This window comes from Microbulbifer thermotolerans, from assembly GCF_900112305.1.
In the GTDB taxonomy this organism is placed as follows: domain Bacteria; phylum Pseudomonadota; class Gammaproteobacteria; order Pseudomonadales; family Cellvibrionaceae; genus Microbulbifer; species Microbulbifer thermotolerans.
Genome location: NZ_FOKT01000005.1, coordinates 399532 through 420545, shown reverse-complemented (window position 1 = coordinate 420545; position 21014 = coordinate 399532). Strand labels below are relative to the sequence as shown.

Below are 21014 nucleotides of genomic sequence, written 5' to 3'. Positions count from 1 at the left end.
ATGATTTAATTTTGTTAATAGTTTTACTAAAAGATTCATGAATAATTTCATGGGATTCTAGTTTCATGCACATCGACAAATTTGATAGATAGAAGTCCAGACATAAATATGCTCGCAGTCAGCATTGATATAGGCCGCTTAGCCAGTGGGGTGCACATTCCTGGGCAGACAATTTGAGTCCAATAGCTCTTTCTTTCCTTCCATGTTTAGGCCGATGATGGTGTAATTTGATGGTCGACAGGAGCTCTGCAATTAACCGATGAGGCTTGGACGGAAATTCTCAGTGGAGACTCAATTGTCATACACACGGTCAATCCAGACAGAGGAAGAGTTCTGGCAAGTGACGTTTATTTTTCCCCATAAATCAAAGGGTTAGTTATGTAGGTGGGCAGTGGCGCAATGCACATGGTCCGCCACGGGCTACGCACCTGAGACTTGTTATAGATAATGGTAACAATGTTGTTAGTTCCTTCCCGGTTATACCATAGGAGAACGTATGTATTACCTTAAAAAAAATTGCCCTATATGTGGTGATGGAATACTTGGTTTCCTCAGGTGTAGTGACGGAAAGAAAGTTGTCATAATGTGTGATGAGTGTAACTCTGTTTGGTTAGCTCCGGATGAAGTACAAGAGCAGAACCCTATATACCCAGAGGCGCCTGAATTTCTGCTTCCTGACTCAAAACTCTCCGTTAGTGGAGGTGAATCAGGGTGGGCTTCTTTTGAGGAGATAGAATCGGCCGGAATGGGCAACTACGCAGCTGGGAGCAGAAATTGCAGACCGTAGTAAAACGTATCTTAGTTTCAAGAAACTTGGTTTCAAGCAGTAAGAGCAATAAATCAAACAGCTTAATTACGCATACCTCTCCTGGCTTATATCCAGAAACTCCAGAAAAGAGGAGAAATTTAGTGGGCCGATACCAAAGTTACGAGTTGCCAGGCTCCAAGCACTAAATAGAACAAAGGACAGTTAATTCTCTGTAACGAAATAAAGACATAGAGTTTAGATTGCTATACATACTGTTCACAGTAAACGCTCACACCACCTCTTAAGAAAAGGCGGTGTTAGATTCTCGCTCTTTACCGGGCATCTATAAAATGCGATTTCGATGCGATTCGTACCAAGTGATCTGCTTGCCGCGTTGTCTCCGGCAAGCGGTATTTAGGCGAGAGATTCAAAATCCATTTACACGCAGTTTCCAATGAAATGCGATGGCCGATAGAGACATAAATCGGATTAATGCCGGTTTGTGTTCTCAGTGCATTACCAATCACTTCACCGTTGTCGATAAGAGGTGCTGTTGCGCCTCTTTTTGTATCCGGCGCCTGATACTCACCAAGCAATTTTGTCTTACCACAGCCGATTGTCGGGATATCAAATAGCACGCCTAAATGGCAGGCCAAACCAAACCGGCGCGGGTGCGCATAGCCCTGTCCGTCGCATACAATTAAATCCGGTGAATGATTGAGTTTGGCAAACGCTTTGATAAGAGGAGGTAGTTCACGAAAGGAAAACAAACCAGGAATGTAGGGAAACTGGGCATGGTCATCGGCAGTTACCGTTTCGACAATCTCTAACGTATTCGCATCCAGAACAACCACTGCTGCCACTAGTTGATCGCTGTGCTTGTCATAAGCCACATCGACACCTGCGACACGTTGTATCTCCTCGAACTGATCTTCTCTTGTTACTTTAGCAGCCAGTTCTTGTTGTAAGTGGCGTGCTTGCAGCTCTGTGAGATTCCATGAATGATTAATCTTGGGGTTCATTAGTCAGTGGTCAAGTTCTGAGAATATCAATTCAATAATGATACTGGTCATGCCCAGCATCTTAACTCGAGGATACCATCGGCAGAATAACGAACAAGCGGATGCTCGACATTTCAGGATACCGATAAAACAAACCGGCGAATCAAAAGCAGCCTCCCGCTAAGGCCAAATCGCCCTGCTCGCCCTCACCACTATAGTGACGAAAGACAGAAGGTCGAGAGGCAGATACGAAAGGCCACAGGAAGCACTACCGCAAGCATTAAATTACCATTTCGCAGTATTGCGGGACGTCAACATCCTAAGGTGTCGGAAAGAAGATTCCCCGCCGTTATCCTGCGGCTCATGAACCCTTTGCATCAAAGAATTAAAGACAAAAGGTGAAATTCGTGTCTTGGGGCACTAATCGCTCGCAGCCAGCGCGGCTTCCCACTCCTCACTGTTAGGCCCAACCACACATTGGCCGTTTTTCCGCATGGCAAGGCGGAGCTGACAGCGTTTGATTTCCTTTTGGAAACGCTCCGCCGGGATCTCTCGCACTGCGGCCAGTATCTGTTGGTTGAACGCGGAGCCGTCATTGTTGAGCGTGTAAAACACCCACTTTCCCTCCCGGCTCGCCGTTAGGAGATTTGCTTTCAGTAGCGTCTTCAGATTGCGCGACACGTTGTAATGAGAATCGCCCAGAACGTCCATAGCCTCGGCCACGCAGACGCGCTGGTCAATCTGCGTCAGCAGCCAGAACAATCGCAGTCGGTTGGGGTCCGCCAGGGCCTTGAGGGTATCAACATAGGTTGTCAGCATCGCTTTCCTATTGTTCCGATAGTCGGGGAGGCAGCCGCGACCTGCTCCGGGCCGATCACGGCTGTCATGCTTCATAATACGAAGCTAAATATTACGCCCCCAGCGATGGCCATACAAAGTACTATGGAAACAAAAGCCACAACCGCCCTGGGCTTCAGCACCGTAGATACAATCGCAATCTCCGGCAAGCTCGCCCCAGTACCGCCGATGAGCAGTGACATAGCAGCGCCCATACCCATCCCCTTGGAGATCAGCACATCCAACAATGGCAAGGCCATTTCGATACGCAGATAGAGCGGGACGCTGATTACCGCAGCCACGGGGATCGCGAACCAATTGTCATTGCCCACATATTTTTCCACGATATCAGCGGGCAGAAAGATGGCGGATACGGCGCTGATAGCGGCACCGATTAACACATAAGGGGTGATCTTTTTGAATAAGGCCCAGGCAAACTGAAGAGCCCGTTGCAGGCGCTCCTGATGAGATACTGAGACCGCTGCCAGGGCGGGACCGCTACAGGTTGCGGTGGCTGTTGCTGCAGCAGAACAGCCCGAAGTCTCCACACCCAGCTCCCGATCTTCCTCCTCCATAATGTATTGCACTTCGTGGTTTTTCGCCGGATTTTCCGCAGCAGCGGCACAGGCAGGCGCCTCTGATTTGATGAGATCACGCTTAACGTCGTGGCGTAGGCTGGTCCCACCAATGATGTAGCCCGCAGCAATGGCGCCGCCCAGCGTCAGCACAAAGTAGATTGCCGCAACTTTGAAGCCGAAGGTCGCCATAATCAACCCAACCACGACAAAGTTGGTCAGAGGGGCGGAAATCAGAAAGCTGAATACGGTTCCGGTCGCCACACCCATCTGCACCATACCGATCATGACCGGAATCATGGCGGCACTGCAGAAAGGCGTCAGTATGCCCATAAAACCACCAATGATCGGCCCCCGGCTCTCGTGCTGCTGCAGTTTGCTTTGCAGCTTTTCCTGTGGAATATAGTGCCGCACCACACCGGTCAGTACCGACACCACCGCAATGATCAGCAACAACCAGCCGCCAATATGAATAAATTCCTGCAGGGCCTGCGCCCAGAGCTCCGTTTGCATTAAGTCATCTCCTGTTTAACCTCAATACATGCACATATGCGCATTCGTGCATATATTTTGGGAAAGTTGACCTCCTGTCAAGCCTGGAATTGCCCTGAATGGACTGAAGCTACCTTTATTAAGCCGATACAACCTCGGCCTTCACATGCCTTGAGCTCCCCCTGCGCCAACATGCCTTCTCCCGTGGTCTTGACACGGTGTTACATGTCTGGCGCGATCAATTTAAAAAGATACCGACAGCAGCATTGAAAACTAGCTTAGTTACACCGTAGTCTCATTACGCGATCACACGCAATAGGCGTGAACATCCCCTAGTAAAAAGCCAGTCTTATTTAAGACTGGCTCGAACGACCATCTATGAAGGATGGGCGCTATTTTGGGTTTTTCCTATAAAAATCTCTATAGTTCCATTTAGTCTTGGGGGCCGGCAAAAATCTTTCCAGCTATACCCTCATACTTCCAATTCGAATTTCCACCTTCAAGTTCACCCCAACTTGTAGTGTAAAAATGGTCTTTTACCATACTGTTGTAATATCGGTAAATATCTTTTGTGTTACCACTTGTTGGTAGGTATGCGGCAATACCTTCGTAGACCCAACCGGAATGTCCTGAGCCTAATTCACCATAATTTGTAGTGTAAAAATGATCTTTCACACCTGAATGATAGTAACGGTAGAAAGGCTTGGTATTTTCAGTATTTTTTCTATACGCGTAGCCGATAACGCCTTCATATCTCCATGTCGGAGTCGGAGCAGATTGTAACTCAGACCAGTTTTTTGTATAGAAGTGATTTTTAACTTCGCCGTTATAGTATCTGTGAATGGCAGTATAGGTATTTGATGTGCCTTTAGAGTAGGCGAGCAGGTTTGGGCACTCACGCTCAGGAGGAATATTTACTAGCTTTCCGTAAGTTACCTTACCCATGATATTATTAATAACAGAATTGGCCGACGCATTGGGTGAGCCTTGAAGATATAAGGCGGCAATACCGGTAACATGTGGAGCGGCCATGGAAGTTCCATCTCGGAGTATAGAGGCCTTATCACTGGAGGAATCGGCGGAGATGATATCTACACCAGGTGCCCACACATCGAGACATTGCCCATAATTTGAGAACCAGGCAACGCGGTCATTTCGATCCGTTGCTCCAACCGTGATGACTTCCTTCGCTCTTGCAGGACTCCGGTTACAAGCGTCTTGGGCTTCATTTCCTGCGGCCGCGACTACAGCAAAGCCTGCATTAATTGCATTTTTAACAGCAGTATCTACAGCTAATGAGGCGCCACTTCCTAGGCTCATGTTGATCACGCCCGGCTTTTTGCCATTCTGTATAACCCATTCGAGCGCTGCAATAACATCGTCATTACTTCCATACCCATCGCAAGCCAAGACGCGAAGGGCGGTTAGAGTTACAGCTTTGGCCACGCCGTAAGTTTTCCCACCGACAATACCCGCTACATGAGTACCATGGCCATGACAGTCGGTGCCGTCACCCACTTGATTGAGAACAAAGTCCCATCCGGCTTTAGCTCTTCCCTCAAATTCACTATGACTGATGCGGATTCCAGTATCGATGATGTATGCATTTACGCCACTACCGGTTCTATCATAGGTATATTTTCCATCATAATTTTTATTTCTCTGATCTATTCTATCAAGATTCCATACCGCTTCATATTGCGTAGCAGAGATTGAGACCTTTCCAACTTGCTCTATATATTCAACTTCTGGATTTTTGCTCAATTCCTTAACTGAATCTAAATCTCCTTCAACAACAAATCCGTTAATAACTTCATTGTAGACCCTTCTTATGTTGAGCCTATTTTCATATGCCATCAAGGCAGCCTTCTCTGAATGCTTCAGACCAGCATATTTTGATATTAGCTCACGATTGCCATTTTTTTTATCCTTTAGTACTACGACATATTTATCGGTTTCGCTATTTTCTGACAAATAAATTTCTGCCGAAATAGCACTTTTGGAAAAGATGAAAAATAAAATGGCCGCCAAAAATGTACGTGACAATATATTTCCCTTCATGTCATTCCTCATATTTGTACAGATTTGAGATTGCAAGTGAAGCTTAACGATGTATGATCGGTACGGCAGTACAAAATACTTTTGATAAATTTATTAAGATTGGCGCGTATCGATCATTTTTAAACTATCAAATTTTTTTGCTTCGGTATAGTAATTGTTTTTTGCTTTTTACGATTTGGATATTTAAACATTAAAGGGATTATCGAAAGTCTTAGCGAAAATATTTTTATTACTTTAAGACCCGCTCTTAGTTTTTATCTTGCGATGAAGCGTATTGAGTTTACGCTCTATTTATTGCCTTAGTGCATCCTGCTCAGCCATCAATTCTCTCGCACGTAGATACTATGCCAGCGACCGAACTGTTTAGCCACTTACAGCCATACTCAGCCACGTAGAGAATGACACTTATGACCCGCAGGTTAGATATTTTCACATTACCACGAGGGACCAGCAGCAAATGTTCGATAGTTTTGAATTATTGCGCTGTGAGTTCCACTACGCGATTACACAATAATTAGTGTGAACAAGCTCTAGCTGTAGGATATACATCCCGGCTCCAGTAGCATCCAGCCGTAGCTCAGCTGCCACTTGCCGAAGCGGGTTTTCAGTTCACACACCAGCAGTGCATGAATCACGTCCCGCTGCATCTGCTAGGCTGTGCGTTGAATCGAAACGTCCATGCCAATCCCGCTTTTCACTTCCATGTACATTTGAGCACTTGCTAAATTTAGCGTGGCTGGGATTGCCAAGTCTTTCGGCAAACATCCAAGCTCAACCATAGACCCGCAAATTAAAATGACACTTATACCAACTGCGTTACATTTTACATTACGTGCCGGTAAATTCTTGACAGATGGCCCATTCTGGTATATGCGCAAAGTGAGTGGGCTCTATCCAAGGCGGGCGACGCATTCACCTATTTACGATTACACGCTATTACATGAACCCATGAACGCGGGCCCAGAATGATTCATCTATCGGTACAAAAAAGGGCCGTGTTCACGTGAACACGGCCCTCTCGGAAATTGGTGGAGCTAAGCGGGATCGAACCGCTGACCTCGACACTGCCAGTGTCGCGCTCTCCCAGCTGAGCTATAGCCCCAAATTGGAGTGCTTTCTGTCGAAAGCGGGGCGCATTTTAACAGCGCCCCGGCGTCTGTCAACAAGAAAAATAACTTTTTAATCAATTAGTTAGCGACTGGGGCGTCTAACTTGGTCCACCGCCCGGGCAAGCCGGACAACAGAGCGGCTTGCCCAGGTTTCTGCGGGGCTCACTGACCCAGAGCCGCGTACTCCTTCTCCCAACGCTTCAGCACCTTCTTTCCGGCGCCACCGAGTACTTCGATGGCCTGGCGCAGGCGGGCGCGGCTGAGATCCGAACCCAGCAAGACCATGGCGTCCATTACCGAGAATGACGCGGTAGTACCGCTGATGGCGACAAACAGCGGAGCGTTGAAGTCCTTCAGCTTGATCTCCATAGCGGTAGACAGGGCTTTGACTGCCTGGAAGATATTGTCGCGTTCCCAGCTGCGCAGGGTTTCCAGACGCCACAGAGTAAACTGCAGTACCTTTTTCTGCGTATCCAGGTCCAGCTTGTTGGCGCCGAAGCTCGCCTCCGTGAGCGGCAGCTTGCCAGCGGCCAGAAAGCCCACCAGGGGAGCAAAATCGCCGAAGGTTTCCATGCGCTCGCGGGCGTGGGGTAAGACTTTGAGCAGATTCTCCCGATTAAACAGCCAATCAACCAGGCGGTCCGCCAGCGACTCATTGTCCAGCTCGCGAATCCACAGGCCGTTCAGCCAGGACAGCTTCTCTACGTCAAACACGGGGCCACCGAGGGATACCCGCTTGATATCGAAGTGCTCCAGCATTTCCTCCAGGGAGAACTTCTCTCGCTCGTCAGGCATGGACCAGCCCATGCGGCCCAGGTAGTTCAGCAGCGCTTCGGGCATAAAGCCGGCGCGCTGGTAATAAAGGATGGAGGTAGGGTTCTTGCGCTTGGACAGCTTGGTTTTGTCCGGGTTGCGCAGCAGCGGCAGGTGACAGAGCACTGGCATTTCCCAGCCGAAGTACTCGTACAGCAGCTTGTGCTTGGGCGCTGAGTTAATCCATTCCTCGCCGCGCAGAACATGGGTGATCTGCATCAGGTGGTCGTCCACCACATTGGCCAGGTGGTAGGTGGGCATGCCGTCGGACTTGAGCAGTATTTGTGCGTCCACTTGGGCCCAGTCGATCTCGATGGGGCCGCGCAACAGGTCGTCCACCACGCAGGTTCCGCTCTCCGGCACCTTCATACGCACCACGTAGGGCTGACCCGCGTTGCGGCGGCGCTCCACTTCGTCTTCCGGCAGTGCCAGGTCACTGGGTTTCAGCGCAGTGCGACCCGCCTCGCGCAACTGTTCCCGCAGCTGCTCCAGTTCTTCCGCGGTGCGGTAGCAATGGAAGGCATAGCCCTTCTCCACCAATTCGTCACAGTACTTCTTATAGATGTCGCCGCGCTCGCTCTGGCGGTAGGGGCCGTGGGGACCGCCCACGTCCGGGCCTTCGTCCCAATCCAGCCCCAGCCAGCGCAGGCTGTCGAGGATGGCCTTTTCGGATTCGGGGGTACTGCGGGTCCGGTCGGTGTCCTCAATACGCAGCACAAATTGTCCGCCCTGGGCTCGGGCAAAGCACAGGTTAAAGAGGGCGATATAGGCTGTGCCCACATGGGGATCACCGGTGGGGGACGGTGCGATTCGGGTTCTTACGGTCATGACAAACCTGATTGAAGATTAATAAATGATGAAGGCTTTGAGGCGCGGGATTATAGCGCTGGCGGAGCGCCGGGCACAGCAAGAGGCCACAACCTGACTTTTTGGTATATCTTCCCCAAATATCATCAGAAGTCACAAAAAAATTGTGACGCACATCATGAAAAAAGATATAATTTGCGACCCTGCATGGAGCCCCAAGCAAGTTTTAAAGGGGTTGCTGTCCCTGCACACCTACTAATTACAAATAAACAACACTTTCTACGGTCCACGGAATATTTACAATGAGAATGACAGCTTTTCGCAGTCTGATCGCCACATCCCTGGCTGCCGCTTCCTTGAGTGCAGCCGCAGCCACCAACCCCTCTGCAGCCAGTGCCAGCTCGTCACAGGGGGATTTGACAATCACTCTCAATCTGACACCGCACATTATCGTCACCGGCCTTGAGGATATGACCATCAATGCCTCCGCTGCTGACGTAACGCAGACAGACAATATCTGCATTGGCGGCTTCGGCTTTTCCAGCTTCAATGTTTCCTTCGGCAGCTTGAATGGCAATGCTGACGTGAACACTCCCAACTCCAGCAATCCTTTTTTGCTACTGGACTCCTCCACTTCTGAAACCATCCCCTACTCCGTCGGCTTTGCCAACACCGCCTCAGCCGGTACCGCGGATGAAACCAGCACCGACGGCTCTCTCAGCACAAACTTTGCACGCGCGGCAGGTGCCACCGCAGCCAGCTGCCTGAGCAGTGCTGAGAACGCCACTCTGTTCGTGGGCATTAATGCCGCTGACTGGCAGGATGTCGAAGGTACTGCGTTCACCGACACATTGACTGTGATGGTGAAAGCGATCTGATCGATCGGTAACCGGGCCCCCGGCCCGGCTTTTCCTTCATGAATCGCATAGTAGCGAGGGCCACGCTCGCGCTGATACTGTGCGCTCCGGTTACCAGTGGACTCGCCGCCAGTGCGGCATTCACACTCCATACCGGGGCGCCGGACGGTTTTGCCGAACTCACAGAGCCACAACAAATAGTTGCGGATATCTACTACGGCAGCCGTCCGCTCGGCGCCGCGCAGGTAACCGTCGACCCCACGAGTGTACGCTTCGAAAATCCCGAGGCAGTGCTCGAACTGTTGCCGCCCGCGGTAGACGCGGAGGCGGTACTCACGCTGCTGCGCAAGCCCCAGCCCCGCAACAGCCACAGGCTCTGCCGCAGCAGACAGCAGCGGAACTGCGGCTACCTGCTGCCGGAAGACTTCGCACTGATCTACGATGAAAGCCGCTTCCGCATTGATCTGTTTTTTGCCGCGGACCTTTTGCTACAACAAGCAGCGATTAACGACCCTTACCTGCCGGAATCCAGCAGTGACGTTTCCTTTATGCAGAGCCTTAGCGGAAGCTGGTCCGGCGTCGAGTCGAATAATGGCCCGGACAGCAACAGTGCTTCTCTGTATGGCATCTCTATGCTCAGCTTCGGCGAGAGCGGTTTACACAGCCAGTGGTCGGCCAACGACGAGAGTAATGGGAAAATCTATCAACTGAATTGGACACGCGACTATCGCGGCCACGCCTGGTCTGTCGGACTGATACAACCCCAAGGCAGTTTCAGTAATTTTCTGGCCTCCCCCTACCTTTACGGACTGGAATACCGCAGCTCTAACAACAGCCGCACAGACAATCGTTACCAGCAGGGCACATCGCTTGAGATCAATATGCCGGTACGGGGCCGGGTTGAAATTCACCGGGATGGGCGCCTGCTGTTCAGTCAGATGCTCGAAGCCGGCAACCAGCTTCTGGACACCTCTACTCTGCCCGGCGGCGCCTATGAACTGGAAATCCGCACCTTTGACGAAAACGGCAGATCCCTGGCGGAACAACGGCGCTTCTTCGTCAAAGACTCATTACTGCCGGCTCCCGGGGAGTGGCGCTGGACATTGCAGGCAGGTCAGCCTGCGCAGCTGGTGGAGGCCGATCTGCTGCCGGAGCAAGGGGATGACTACTTCCTACAAGCGGGCGTCTCTCGCCGACTCTTTGAAGATACCGGCCTATTTGTCACCACCGCGACAACTCAAAAAGAGCTAGTGCTTGAACTGGGCGCCCGCTGGATTAGCGAATACCTGGAACTATCCCCTTCTGTGCTCAAATCCCGTGACGGCACCAATGGGCATCGAATACACGCGCTGCTTAAGACACCATACTTCACCCTCAGTGCCAGCGACACCCAACTGACACCGAAAAACGCCACCAACGGAGACTCGGACAATTACGCACTACTTGGAACAGGCTATTCCAGCCGCGACGCAAGCCTAAATACTGCACTGTTCGGCGGACAGGTTTCGCTCCGCTACTCAAAACAGGATAGCGGCATCTATGTCTCATCGTTGGACCTCCCCACCGCGCCGGAGATTTCCGCCGCTACCCGTCTGACGACACTTGAATTCCGCCGCGACTTATTCCGTAGCCGCCGCTGGCTGGGGGAGATGACACTTTCCCACAGTGATGCGGACGGTGAACGGCTTACCGCCGCCAGCTTCCGCTTTTACTACCGAGGCGACAACTGGAGCCACAGCGCCACTCTGCGCGGTGACAGCAATCCCTCGGAATACGGCGGCACACGCCTCGGCTTCAACTCCAGCTGGCAGGACGGCGACCGCCTGCCGCTTGACCTGTCACAACAATTTTCAGGAGAAGTGTCGGAGAGCAACCACTACCTGGCCAGCAACACCCGCTTGGCCGGACGTCGGGGAGCGATCAGCTCCACCCTGGACTACCGAGTGCAAGACACAACCGGCCAACGCGCCTTCAACTATCTGGGCAACTTCAACACCACCCTGATGACAGATGGCAATCACTTTGCCTGGGGAGGGGAAAAAACCGCGGACAGCGCCCTGTTGGTAGATATTGAAGGCAGTCCAGATCAGGATTTTGAAATTTTGGTAAATGGTGCACGGCGGGGCTATGCAAAAGGTGGAGAGCGCTCCGCCATCAGCCTTCCGGCCTTCCAGACCTATGAAATCTCCCTGCGGCCATTGGCCGAAGGCTTTTACGATTACCGCGAGCTGCAAGATAAGATCACCCTTTACCCGGGCAATGTCGCCAGCGCCAGCTATCAAATTAAGCAGCTGATACTGGTGTTGGGACGCTTGATGCATAATGGAAAGCCCGTGCCCCATAAAAAAATCACCATCGGCGAATACGCTGCGATTACTGATGAATTCGGGGTATTCCAACTGGAGATGTACGGAAACCCACGCAAACTGCAGGTACCTCCGGTAATCTGGGGAGATTGTAAGGTTCCTCTACCGGAGCAAAGTGCAGGGCAGCATTGGGTCAACTTGGGAGACATTGAACTTGCTAACGGGATTTGCCCCGATGAGCACAAGCATTACATACAGTATTAAAAAGATGTTGGCCGCTGGCTTAGGATTCTTAATTCTGAGTACAGCGATACAGGCTTCCGCAAATTCCACAAACGCACGCCCTTGTGATACCGGTGCCGGACCACCAGACAACGCTACCGCTCCAGGGTATGACGAGCGATTAATCGGCATCTGTCATTTGGACGACACATCAAACCGCATCGAATATAAACCCAGTACAATTGAACAAGGGGTAATTACTTTTGGGGTTAGAAGCTGCTCACCAAACGCTGGCAGCGCAACCTGTGACCACGCTGCCCCCTACTCTGTACGAGTCTCTGGACCCAGCCAAAATAACCAGTTCGTACTGGAAAGATCAAGCTGGTTCGGCACTCAGCGGCTCCCCATTAGCCTTAGGTACACCAGTTTGGGCGTGAGTGAAGAGCTACTCCCCGGGCAATTCAGCAGCAGCTCACATCTATTTCCTAGCTCTGCAAATGGACAACTGGCTCCGGCTGCAATCGAGATTTCGCTCGCACCGGGGGCATCATACTCCGGGCAGTATTATTCCGGTGAATTTGCCTTATCTATCGATCAGTGCGGTTCAAATGACAACAGTGGTCCACCCCCATGCAACGGCAATTACCCTGTAACAACCCTTGCCGAAATTCACTTCTCTATAGAAATATGGCAAGAGGCAGAAATACGAATATCCGGCCTGGAGGATATGCTGCTGGATGCCACTACTAGCAGCCTTGGAACGGTAGAGGCAAGCCAGGAGTTCTGCGTCTACGGAACACCACTTGAAACCTTCCTGTGGTGGACCTGGACATATGACTCATCTCTATTCCGCGTGACCGCCGATAGCCAAAATGGCAACGGCTCTTTTATCCTGCGCGGAATAAACGATCTTGAATATGAAATTGAAATAGCCAGCGTGGACGACGGGTTCTCAGAAAATCTACGGGAAGGCACGCCGTCCAATACGCGTTGGCGTGGGCATGGGGATTTAAGCTGTGCAAACTACAGTGACGAGAATATGCGCATCACCATTCGTGTACCTCAAGAACAACTCGAGAGCGCCATAGGCAACAGCTATACCGATACTTTGACCCTAACAGTGGAACTCGAGTGACCCCAAACTTGCCAATGCTGTTTCCCCAACAACCCCCTCCACATTAGTGGTGACAAAGTGAAGCTTCTGAAGTATCTGACGCTGCTTATCTTCCTAAACAACGCATATGCGCAATCCAGCAACAGCCATCCCTGTGGGGACGGCTCCGGCATAATGCCGGTACACGAAAAAGCCATCGGGATCTGCAATCTCGATACCCAGGTACACAACCTGCCCGCAGATGCGGGCAAAATCATCCCTTTTAGCATACGCAGCTGCTGGGCAGATTGGACGGGAAACGAATGGGTTACAGCATACTGCCGTCACACGCGCAGCTACACAATAGAAGTCCGCGGGAGCGGCAGCGGGGACTATTTTTTTCTGTCTGGCCCTGGCGGAAATATTCCGGTGCAATTTAGTTTCCGCCACCCGACCAGCGGCGCCGTTCCTCTACGTCCCAGTACCGAGAGCACACGCTTTGAAGGAGCAGCCAACGGCGTTCAAACACCTGTAGAATTTCTGGTGACCATCCCCGAAGACATCCAGCTACAGGTCGGGACATATCAGGGAACTTTTGATTTTTATCTCTACCAGTGCAATCCGTGGGGCGATCCGAACAATCCATGGAACCCAATTCAATGCAAAGATAGCAATAATGCCAGCGAGAGAACTGAGCTGTACCCGCCGATTTCTTTTACCATTCAAATAGGTGCAGAGGCGCAGATCCAAATTAGCGGGCTTGAAGATATGATAATCACCTCCAACACCAGCAGTAACATAGACGCCGAGCAAAGCTTCTGCGTCTATACGTCCGGTGGTGTTGGCTTCAATCTTCGCGCGGAAAGCGCGCACGGAAACGGAAATTTCGTTCTGCGTGGACAAGCAGGCATCGATACAATCAACTATGAAGTACAGGTGCAAAGTCTGAGCCCGCCCCTAGCAACCACCTGGCTTCAGGAAGGGGTTACAGCTACTGGAGGGCTATGGCATGGCAGCAATCGGGAAAACTGCGCCGACGGGGAGAATATGTTACTGAATGTGCATATTCCCGCCAATGGACTGGTAGACCCCGCTGACAGTCAGTACAGCGACACCCTGACACTTACGGTGGAGATTGAATGAGTTTCCTGCTGATGCCCCGGTTTGGTGAGCGGGCGCTTGTTTCGAGGCACTACAGCAGTGGCAGCTGAACTCTCTCTGTCCCTCGCCCCCTGGCCAGCACAACCAGACTACCTCCTGCGATATTTTCTTCGATCGACAAACTGGTGCCGGCATAGAGGCGCCCCTTGAGTGCCAGCGGGCGGCAGTCCAGCTCACTCAGACAATGCTGCACTTCTGCAATTTCGACATTTATATTGCCACTGTTTTTCAGCACCCACTTTCCACCCTGTTTTCCAACGGTCAGCTTGTAGCTCCCCTCCTGCGGCTGCACAAAAATCAGCGCCTGGTAGGCTACAAGAATCTTGAGGGCCGTGCGGTCAGCTTTGATTTCCCCCACCACCGGCTTAAATGTCACCCTATAAACTTTTTCCTGCGCCAGCTTTCTCTCCAGGGACATAATACGGAAGCGCTTTTGCTCACCGGGGGCCAGCACCGCCTTCGAGGGGCTCACCAATAACTTGAAATCTTTTGGGTCGACAACGCGCACGCGCTTTTCGTCGGGCAACCCGGGGTTGTCAACCCGGTAGATCTCCGTCTGCAGGTAAAGCGTCTCTTTATCCGGGTTGGCCACCACGATATCGTCGCGGGCATTGGGGGAGTCATCCAGGTAAACAATAATCTTGTCCAGAGACATTGCGGCCAGCGCCTGCTGGGACAAAAACAGGAGGATGACGGCGAATAGGTTTTTCATGGCAAACAGCTGTGGCTTATCGTCGAAAGCCACATTCTAGCCTTGCCGACGGGGTCGGAAAACCGCTATTCGGCAACAATCACCACCATTTTCCCCTCAACAGAGGCAGCCATCGGGACGCAGTAGTTGCCCGGCCTACCAGCCAAGCGCATCTCTTCCCGAGCCTCACTTCCCAGATCGCGAATGGATAAATAGTAACGATTGGCGGGCACGCGATTGAGACACAGTTGGTCGGTACCGAGAACACCCATCTGGCGCAGCTGCACCCGGGGAAGGATATGGAGGGTAATTCGTGCCGATGCCGTCGCAGTGGCACCGTTATCGGCACCACCGGTAGTAACAGGAAAGGTGGCAAGCAGCGCAAGCAGCACACCGACTGAAAGCTTCCCGAATCTCATGGCGCATGCTCCCTGATTCCCTCTCAGCCACCACCCTTCCATGGTTTTCCACCCGCTTTCTTTCAGTCTATCAATGCGGTGGTTTTTTGATGGCCCTCGTGAATTATTGGCGCGGGATGTTTCCGTTGCGGTCGCGAATAGCCCACACCTCTCGTGCTTACATATTGGTTATCGGCGGGCAAACAGGGGGATTTAGAGTGGTAATGAAAGAAAAGTGTCATCAACCCGGCAACCTCGTCCGTTGCCGGGTTGATTTCTCAGGCCTTGACTTTAATCGGCTCCCGGCCAGTATCCACGGGCGCGGATTTTCGCTTGCGGGTTTTGCCTGCGCGGGATGGAGGCTGGCAGATACCACAGACAAAATCGTGACAGGGTGTATGCGCGTGATTGACAAACTGACCGTGGCAACTGGTGCACTCGAAGAGCTCGAACATCCCACTCTCGAAAAAGCGCACCAGGGTCCATGCCCGGGTCAGGCCGAGAACCGGCTCTTCACCATCCAGATCCACCTGCTCGAGATAAAGCCGGTAGGCTTTAACCAAACCCTCCATGCGCTCACACCCCTGCTCCTCAGTCAGGCGTCGGTAAATCCCGTAAAAGAGTGACGAGTGGATATTGGGTAACCAAGTGGTAAACCAGTCCGTGGAAAAGGGCAGCATCCCCTTGGGCGGGGACATGCCCCGCACTTCTTTGTAAAGCCGGATCAAACGCCCCCGGCTGAGATCGGTCTCAGACTCCAGCACCTGCAGCCGAGCATTCAGCTCGATCAGCTCTATGGCGAGCTGTACCTGCTGCATTTCATTGACCAAGCTTTTCTCCGACATGGCTCAGCCCTTAATTCGCGCTGGAGGACATCAACAGAGCGGCATGAATATGGCCCAACCCTTGGGCGCGCTTGTTGCTGGTAAGCTTGACGAGCTGCTCCGCGTCGTCAAAATGCAACCGAAACAACAGTTGATTGGTCCGCGCAAGCTGTGTCAGCTGCTTCGCAGTCAGAGAAACCAAAACCTGGGCCAGCGATTCCTTGATTTTCAGCCTGAAAAGGGCTGTAGCGTAATCCTCCTTGAGTAGACGCTGGGCCAACAGCAGGTAGCTAAGGTTGATTTCCTGAATCTCGTCGATGGCACTATCCAACTTCATTTTATGTTTCTCCTTCGGTGACCTTACCCTGGGGGCACCCCCCCATTTAGAAATAACGCCCGTACTTCACACTGGTCGATCACTCGACCCGCGTACTAACTCGAAACGTATCCAAAGGCCCAGCGGCGCTGCCGCCGGGCGCGCCCTAATTACCTGAAACCCTGCCGCAAAACTGCCTGCGGTCTAAGTCGGGCTCACCAGGTGCTCCCGGAGTCACATCGTGCCTTATATATATTGTTGTTATTCAGAGATTCCCTTCCCCTACCTCCTTAGCGCAGAAATTGGCAATTGCGCCTGCCGGATTTCCTTTCCCGCATATTTTGTGGTGCGATTAAATCGCCTTGATAGTTGTCGTCATAAACAAAACGTATCAGATAATTTATACAACTACTACACAGACATAGCGAATAATTTATGATATGGCGAGTTTTTTGATGGTATAACAAACTACCACCCAGGGATGCTGAGAAAAATTTTTGCCTCTGCACCTTGCACAGAGTGACACCCATCCATACCTGCAAAAAAAGCAGTGCCCCCCTACAGCAAAAATTCCTGCGCATTCCACTTCGCTGCAATCCCGCTAGCGCCCCAAAAAACAAAGCCGATCGCAATACAACCGCGAGCCGCACCTCTCAAGCGCGCCCTCGCGTAGCGAAACATCTCCGCCTATCACGCAATGAGCCAACAAAAAGCGCAGCGCCTCATATTTCCCGTTGCCCCGGCATTGCGATCCGGAACCCCAGGCCATACCACTTTTAAAAAATAACTTCAGTGACCTGCATCACCTTTTTGGCACAATCTACCACAAGAATCTGGAACTTTTTTGGCATTCTGTGCGTGTGATTTATGTCAAAATACAGATTTGTGATCAAAATCACAAATTATGGTTCTCGTTGCAATTCCTCCGAGGACAATCCGCGTACCCATACCAACAATTCCGCGATCACTTGGTAGAGACGCGGAGGGATGCGCTCATCGATATCCAGCTGCATCAGCAGTGCCACCAACTCCGGAGCGTCGTGCACATAGATTCCCTGGCGGCGGGCTTCGGCCACGATGCGCTCCGCCAATTCACCGTACCCTCGCGCCACCACCCTGGGTGATACATCGCCGTCCCGGTAGGCCAGAGCCACCGCACGGCGGCGCTCTTCACTTTCCTTCACGCAGCAATTCCACCGTTAACACAATGTCTTCGAAGCCGAGCGCGACGAACCGCTCGCGCAACGCCTCACTGGCGCTCCTGAGACGTTTCGCCGCCTTCTCCGAAGCGGAACTCAGTGCCAACTTGAGCCGCTCACCGCAGAGCGCCAGGCGCACGTCAATTTCCCCGAGCTCCGGCAGTCTCAATGTCAGACGGGACTGCCAAGCGTCTTCGTCATCGCCTTGATCGCCATCTCTGCCGTCATCGCCGTCCTCTTGCAGCACCTGTTCCGGTGGCAGCAATACAAATGCCATTGCCACACCCGGCCACACTTCCCCTTCCCAGCGCAGCACCGGAGCGGCCAGCATTTCCAATTGGTGGCGCAGCAAGCCCTGTAGGGCGTCCGCAGCGGCCCGGTCCACGGGCATCCGGACACTTGAAGCACCCTCTTCCACCTTGCCGGTATTGCCCGCTGAATTCGCCACGGGGGCTTTTGCAGGCGCAGGGGCCGCGGGATCTGAAGTAGCGTCCACCACTGAAGCCCCCAGGGGTGGAAGGCCAACGGAAGAAGCGGTAACAACCCCAGCACCGGCGGGTGTGGAAGCCCCCAGTGAAGTATTGGCAGAGACAGTGCCTTGCGGCGTGGCGCCCGCCGATCTGGACGCAACCTGCGGTAAGACTCGGGTAAGGCGCATCTGCGGCTCCCTAGATAGCTGCTCACCGCTTTCCCCGCCTCGGAACCAGCGCCCCAGGTGCGATTCGTAAAAAAGCCCGCTGCGCTCGACGCTGGCGCGCAGCTGTGTCGCCAGCGGCTCCGGTTCTCCGCCTTTACTCACTGGAAGTAGTGGCGCCGGCGGGCGAATCGCGGACGGGGGGGCTGGGTAACGCATCAGCAGATCGGCAATGGTCCGGGCTGCAACACTAAAACTGGTGCGCGCGGAGGTACTCGCAGCGGTGTTCGCCTTTACCGGCAAAGCGCTGGCTTTCTCCCGGCTCCGCCCGGCAGCTTGCGCTTGCTCCGTCAATGGCGCCCGGGATTGCGGATCGGATTCACTGCGCAGCGCCTGCACCGCCTGCGCAGGAACAGCCGGCCGCACCGGTTCGGTCAGCGGCCGCGGCGTTGCCGTATCCACCCGTTTGCCCAGAACTTGGTGCAAAAGAGTATCCAGTATCGAGGTGATGCCGCTCACGAAGCCCCTTGATCAAAACCTTTGCGAACACCGTAAGAACGTGCGAGATCGCGGCGTCGCTGCGCCGTGCCCATCTGTTTCTGAAGCTGGTTCCGTCGCTCAATCAGCCTTTGGCGGATTTCCATATCCTGCTCTAGTATTTTTTCCAGTAACTTGGCCTTGTGTTCCTTTTCCGCCTCGCTGAGCTTTATTGCGCTCTCTGCCTTGGAGATAAGTTCCACCTCGACAACATAACAGGACTGCTCCTCCACCAATTCAAACCAATTGTGCTCGCGCACGCAGGCGAGCATGCGGGTGGAGCGTGCCAACAAGCTCTCATAGGCAGCCAACAGCCGCTGAGGGGAATTCAGGGAGCTTCCCGCAAAGGGTTTGAGCGCCGTCATCACACCTCCTATTTACCATCGGTGTCGATTTCACGCCACGCGGAGCCCAACTCACCGAGCAAATGCCGGGCCTCTTCCAGCGCTGCAGCATCATCGTGGAGGTTGGCTTTGAGCAACAGGCGGGCGATATAGTCATAGAGCAATGCCATGCGTTCGGCCAACTCGCCTCCGCGCTCGCGATCCAGCGCGGCCAGAAGGCCCCGATTGACAATATCCAGCGCCTTGGAAATCGCCTTGCCTTTTTCCGCTTTGTTACCATCGCGCATATGTACCCCGGCTGACCGGATAGCCTTGTCCGCCCCCTCGAACAGGAGTGTGATCAGGCGGTGAGGGCTGGCGGAGAGCACATCGCTTTCCACTCCGACCCGGGCATAGGCGGCGGCGCCGCCGGCGCGGTTAGGATACATAGATCCCCTCCTCTTCTAGTCCGACTGGCCTAGCTGCGCGCTGAGTGCCTCGAACTGTTGTGTCAAATAAGTACTGGTTGAATTCATCTGCGCGATCAGACTGTCGAGCTCGGCGAACTGGGTGCGGTAGCGCTCGATAGTGCTGTCGATCCGCGCTTCTGTATCTTCATAGCGTTCCTGCAACATTTCGATGCTGCTCTCCAGCCCGGAGGTGACGCTATCCAAGGTACCGTCGTCATCGAGCATAGCGCCAAGCACTGTATCGAGACGGTCCGCCAAACCGTCCTCATCGGCAACCCCAGCGAAGAAATCCGTCAAATCGTCCAGCTGTTCCGCCACCAGATCACCAAGCGCGTCTTCGTCCAGCGACAAGGTGCCCTCCACTTCCAGGGTAATCCCCAGGTCGGAAAGGGACTTGAAAGCACCGCTGCTGGTCAGCACATCCGTCAAGGTACTCCGCAGACGCGACTCCACGCTTTGCACTGTGTAATTGCCAATTAACACCCCCGCAGTGCCGCTCTCCTGGTCGTAGCTGGTCAGACTGGATATGGTGTTCTGCAAGTTGTTGTAGGCGGAAACAAAGCCTTTGATTTTCCCCTCGATGGCGGAGGTATCGCGGGTGATTTCCAGCGATACGCTTCCGGTTTCCTCCAGATCCAGGGTTACCCCTTGGATCGCATCCTCCACACGATTGCCCTGGCTCGTGATATCAATACCGTTGACAGTCAACTGGGCGTTTTGGGCCGAAACTTCAGTAGCCGCATCGAGTGAAAGGTGATCCCCCAGGCCGCCCGTACCGAAATCCACAGACGCGATCGCCGCCTCAGTTCCCGTCTCCGCCGAGGACAATACCAGCCGGTAGGGCTGAGCGCTGCCGTCGTTGACGATGGAAGCCACCACGCCGTTATCGGCCGCATTGATTGCATCACGAATGCCTTCCAGGGAGCTTTCGTTCTCCGTCACCGCGACACTAAAGCTGTCGCCGTTGCCGAGGGTAAAAGAGATGGTTCCCGCTCCGAGGGTCCCCTCCTTGTCGGCTACGCCCAATGTAGCGATGCTGTAACTTCTGGCTCGTTGAGTGATGTCTATCTCGTAGCTGCCCACCACGGCCTCATCACCGACAGTTGCCGAGAGCCCATCCCCACTCAGACTGCTTTTTACGTCGGCGAAACCGTCCACCTCGCTCAATTCCGTGGCGGCCTGACGCAAGCTATCCAGAGCACTTTCCAGCTGACCAAACGCAGAAATCTTCGCCTGGTAACTCTGCTGTTGTGCCACGATCGGAGTCAGCTGCTGCCGCTCCGCGGATTCGAGTTGCTCAAGCAGCCCGTTCAAATCGAGCCCCGAACCTATACCCAAAGATGAAATAGTGGCCATCATTATTCCTCTGTGCTTTTCCGCTACCGTTCAATATCGGCACCGGCAACAGGGACTTTAACCACTCGAAGCGGCCAGAACCCTTACCCTCTTCCTTAATAAGCGCGGAGTTTTTTTCATCTCACCCTAAAGCGTGACGCGCTGCTGCCGAAAAACGGAGTAACGGCCTGCGCCGTTGCTTTAG

Annotated in this window: 18 protein-coding genes and 1 tRNA gene; 4 read left to right on the top strand and 15 right to left on the bottom strand. The window is 53.0% G+C overall.

The annotated features are described in order from the left end of the window. Positions 1-1080 precede the first annotated feature (1080 nt). From nfi to gltX, 6 genes are all read right to left on the bottom strand, one after another. A complete protein-coding gene (gene nfi / locus BM155_RS10555) occupies positions 1081-1770 on the bottom strand; it encodes a deoxyribonuclease V (RefSeq protein ID WP_074902972.1) in 690 nt (229 codons plus the stop codon). 399 nt (positions 1771-2169) lie between these two features. After that, positions 2170-2568, bottom strand: a complete 399-nt coding sequence (locus BM155_RS10550; protein ID WP_067154776.1) for an ArsR/SmtB family transcription factor — start codon at positions 2566-2568, stop codon at positions 2170-2172. Positions 2569-2639: 71 nt separating this feature from the next. Continuing rightward, complete coding sequence (locus BM155_RS10545; protein ID WP_074902970.1) at positions 2640-3674, bottom strand: permease; 1035 nt, start codon at positions 3672-3674, stop codon at positions 2640-2642. Positions 3675-4085: 411 nt separating this feature from the next. Beyond that, complete coding sequence (locus tag BM155_RS10540) at positions 4086-5714, bottom strand: S8 family serine peptidase (protein WP_074902968.1); 1629 nt, start codon at positions 5712-5714, stop codon at positions 4086-4088. A 1026-nt stretch (positions 5715-6740) separates the two neighbouring features. Further along, a tRNA-Ala gene (locus BM155_RS10535) sits at positions 6741-6816 on the bottom strand. 169 nt (positions 6817-6985) lie between these two features. After that, complete coding sequence (gene gltX / locus BM155_RS10530) at positions 6986-8464, bottom strand: glutamate--tRNA ligase (protein ID WP_074902966.1); 1479 nt, start codon at positions 8462-8464, stop codon at positions 6986-6988. Between the two features lie 281 nt (positions 8465-8745). On the opposite strand from gltX, the gene BM155_RS10525 reads away from it, so the two are divergent. From BM155_RS10525 to BM155_RS10510, 4 genes are all read left to right on the top strand, one after another. Further along, positions 8746-9321, top strand: a complete 576-nt coding sequence (locus tag BM155_RS10525; RefSeq protein WP_139223220.1) for a hypothetical protein — start codon at positions 8746-8748, stop codon at positions 9319-9321. A gap of 38 nt (positions 9322-9359) precedes the next feature. Beyond that, entirely contained in the window at positions 9360-11870 is a 2511-nt protein-coding gene (locus tag BM155_RS10520) for a TcfC E-set like domain-containing protein (protein ID WP_254773171.1), read from the top strand. A gap of 391 nt (positions 11871-12261) precedes the next feature. Further along, positions 12262-12963 (top strand): hypothetical protein, encoded by a 702-nt coding sequence (locus BM155_RS17080; RefSeq protein ID WP_139223219.1) that lies wholly within the window; start codon positions 12262-12264, stop codon positions 12961-12963. A 57-nt stretch (positions 12964-13020) separates the two neighbouring features. Beyond that, positions 13021-14064, top strand: a complete 1044-nt coding sequence (locus BM155_RS10510) for a hypothetical protein (RefSeq protein WP_074902964.1) — start codon at positions 13021-13023, stop codon at positions 14062-14064. A gap of 49 nt (positions 14065-14113) precedes the next feature. On the opposite strand, the gene BM155_RS10505 is transcribed toward BM155_RS10510, so the two are convergent. The 9 genes from BM155_RS10505 to fliD form a co-directional block, all read right to left on the bottom strand. Further along, complete coding sequence (locus BM155_RS10505; RefSeq protein WP_067157913.1) at positions 14114-14794, bottom strand: fimbrial biogenesis chaperone; 681 nt, start codon at positions 14792-14794, stop codon at positions 14114-14116. A gap of 65 nt (positions 14795-14859) precedes the next feature. Then, on the bottom strand, positions 14860-15192 hold the full coding sequence (locus BM155_RS10500; RefSeq protein ID WP_074902962.1) for a hypothetical protein: 333 nt from the start codon (positions 15190-15192) through the stop codon (positions 14860-14862). Positions 15193-15449: 257 nt separating this feature from the next. Further along, positions 15450-16016, bottom strand: coding sequence for a flagellar transcriptional regulator FlhC (gene flhC / locus BM155_RS10495; RefSeq protein WP_067154803.1), 567 nt, complete (start codon positions 16014-16016; stop codon positions 15450-15452). A gap of 10 nt (positions 16017-16026) precedes the next feature. After that, complete coding sequence (flhD, locus tag BM155_RS10490; RefSeq protein ID WP_067154806.1) at positions 16027-16332, bottom strand: flagellar transcriptional regulator FlhD; 306 nt, start codon at positions 16330-16332, stop codon at positions 16027-16029. Between the two features lie 881 nt (positions 16333-17213). Beyond that, positions 17214-17495: an EscU/YscU/HrcU family type III secretion system export apparatus switch protein gene (locus BM155_RS10485; protein WP_074902960.1), complete on the bottom strand. Its 282-nt coding sequence runs from the start codon at positions 17493-17495 to the stop codon at positions 17214-17216. Then, positions 17482-18663 (bottom strand): flagellar hook-length control protein FliK, encoded by a 1182-nt coding sequence (fliK, locus tag BM155_RS10480; RefSeq protein ID WP_067154812.1) that lies wholly within the window; start codon positions 18661-18663, stop codon positions 17482-17484. Before fliK ends, BM155_RS10485 begins: the two co-directional genes overlap by 14 nt. Then, positions 18660-19046, bottom strand: a complete 387-nt coding sequence (gene fliT / locus BM155_RS10475) for a flagellar protein FliT (protein WP_067154815.1) — start codon at positions 19044-19046, stop codon at positions 18660-18662. The genes fliK and fliT overlap by 4 nt, the downstream gene beginning before the upstream one ends. An 8-nt stretch (positions 19047-19054) precedes the next feature. Beyond that, positions 19055-19453: a flagellar export chaperone FliS gene (fliS, locus tag BM155_RS10470; protein WP_067154818.1), complete on the bottom strand. Its 399-nt coding sequence runs from the start codon at positions 19451-19453 to the stop codon at positions 19055-19057. A gap of 15 nt (positions 19454-19468) precedes the next feature. Beyond that, positions 19469-20833: a flagellar filament capping protein FliD gene (fliD, locus tag BM155_RS10465; RefSeq protein ID WP_197462984.1), complete on the bottom strand. Its 1365-nt coding sequence runs from the start codon at positions 20831-20833 to the stop codon at positions 19469-19471. Between the last annotated feature and the right edge of the window lie 181 nt (positions 20834-21014).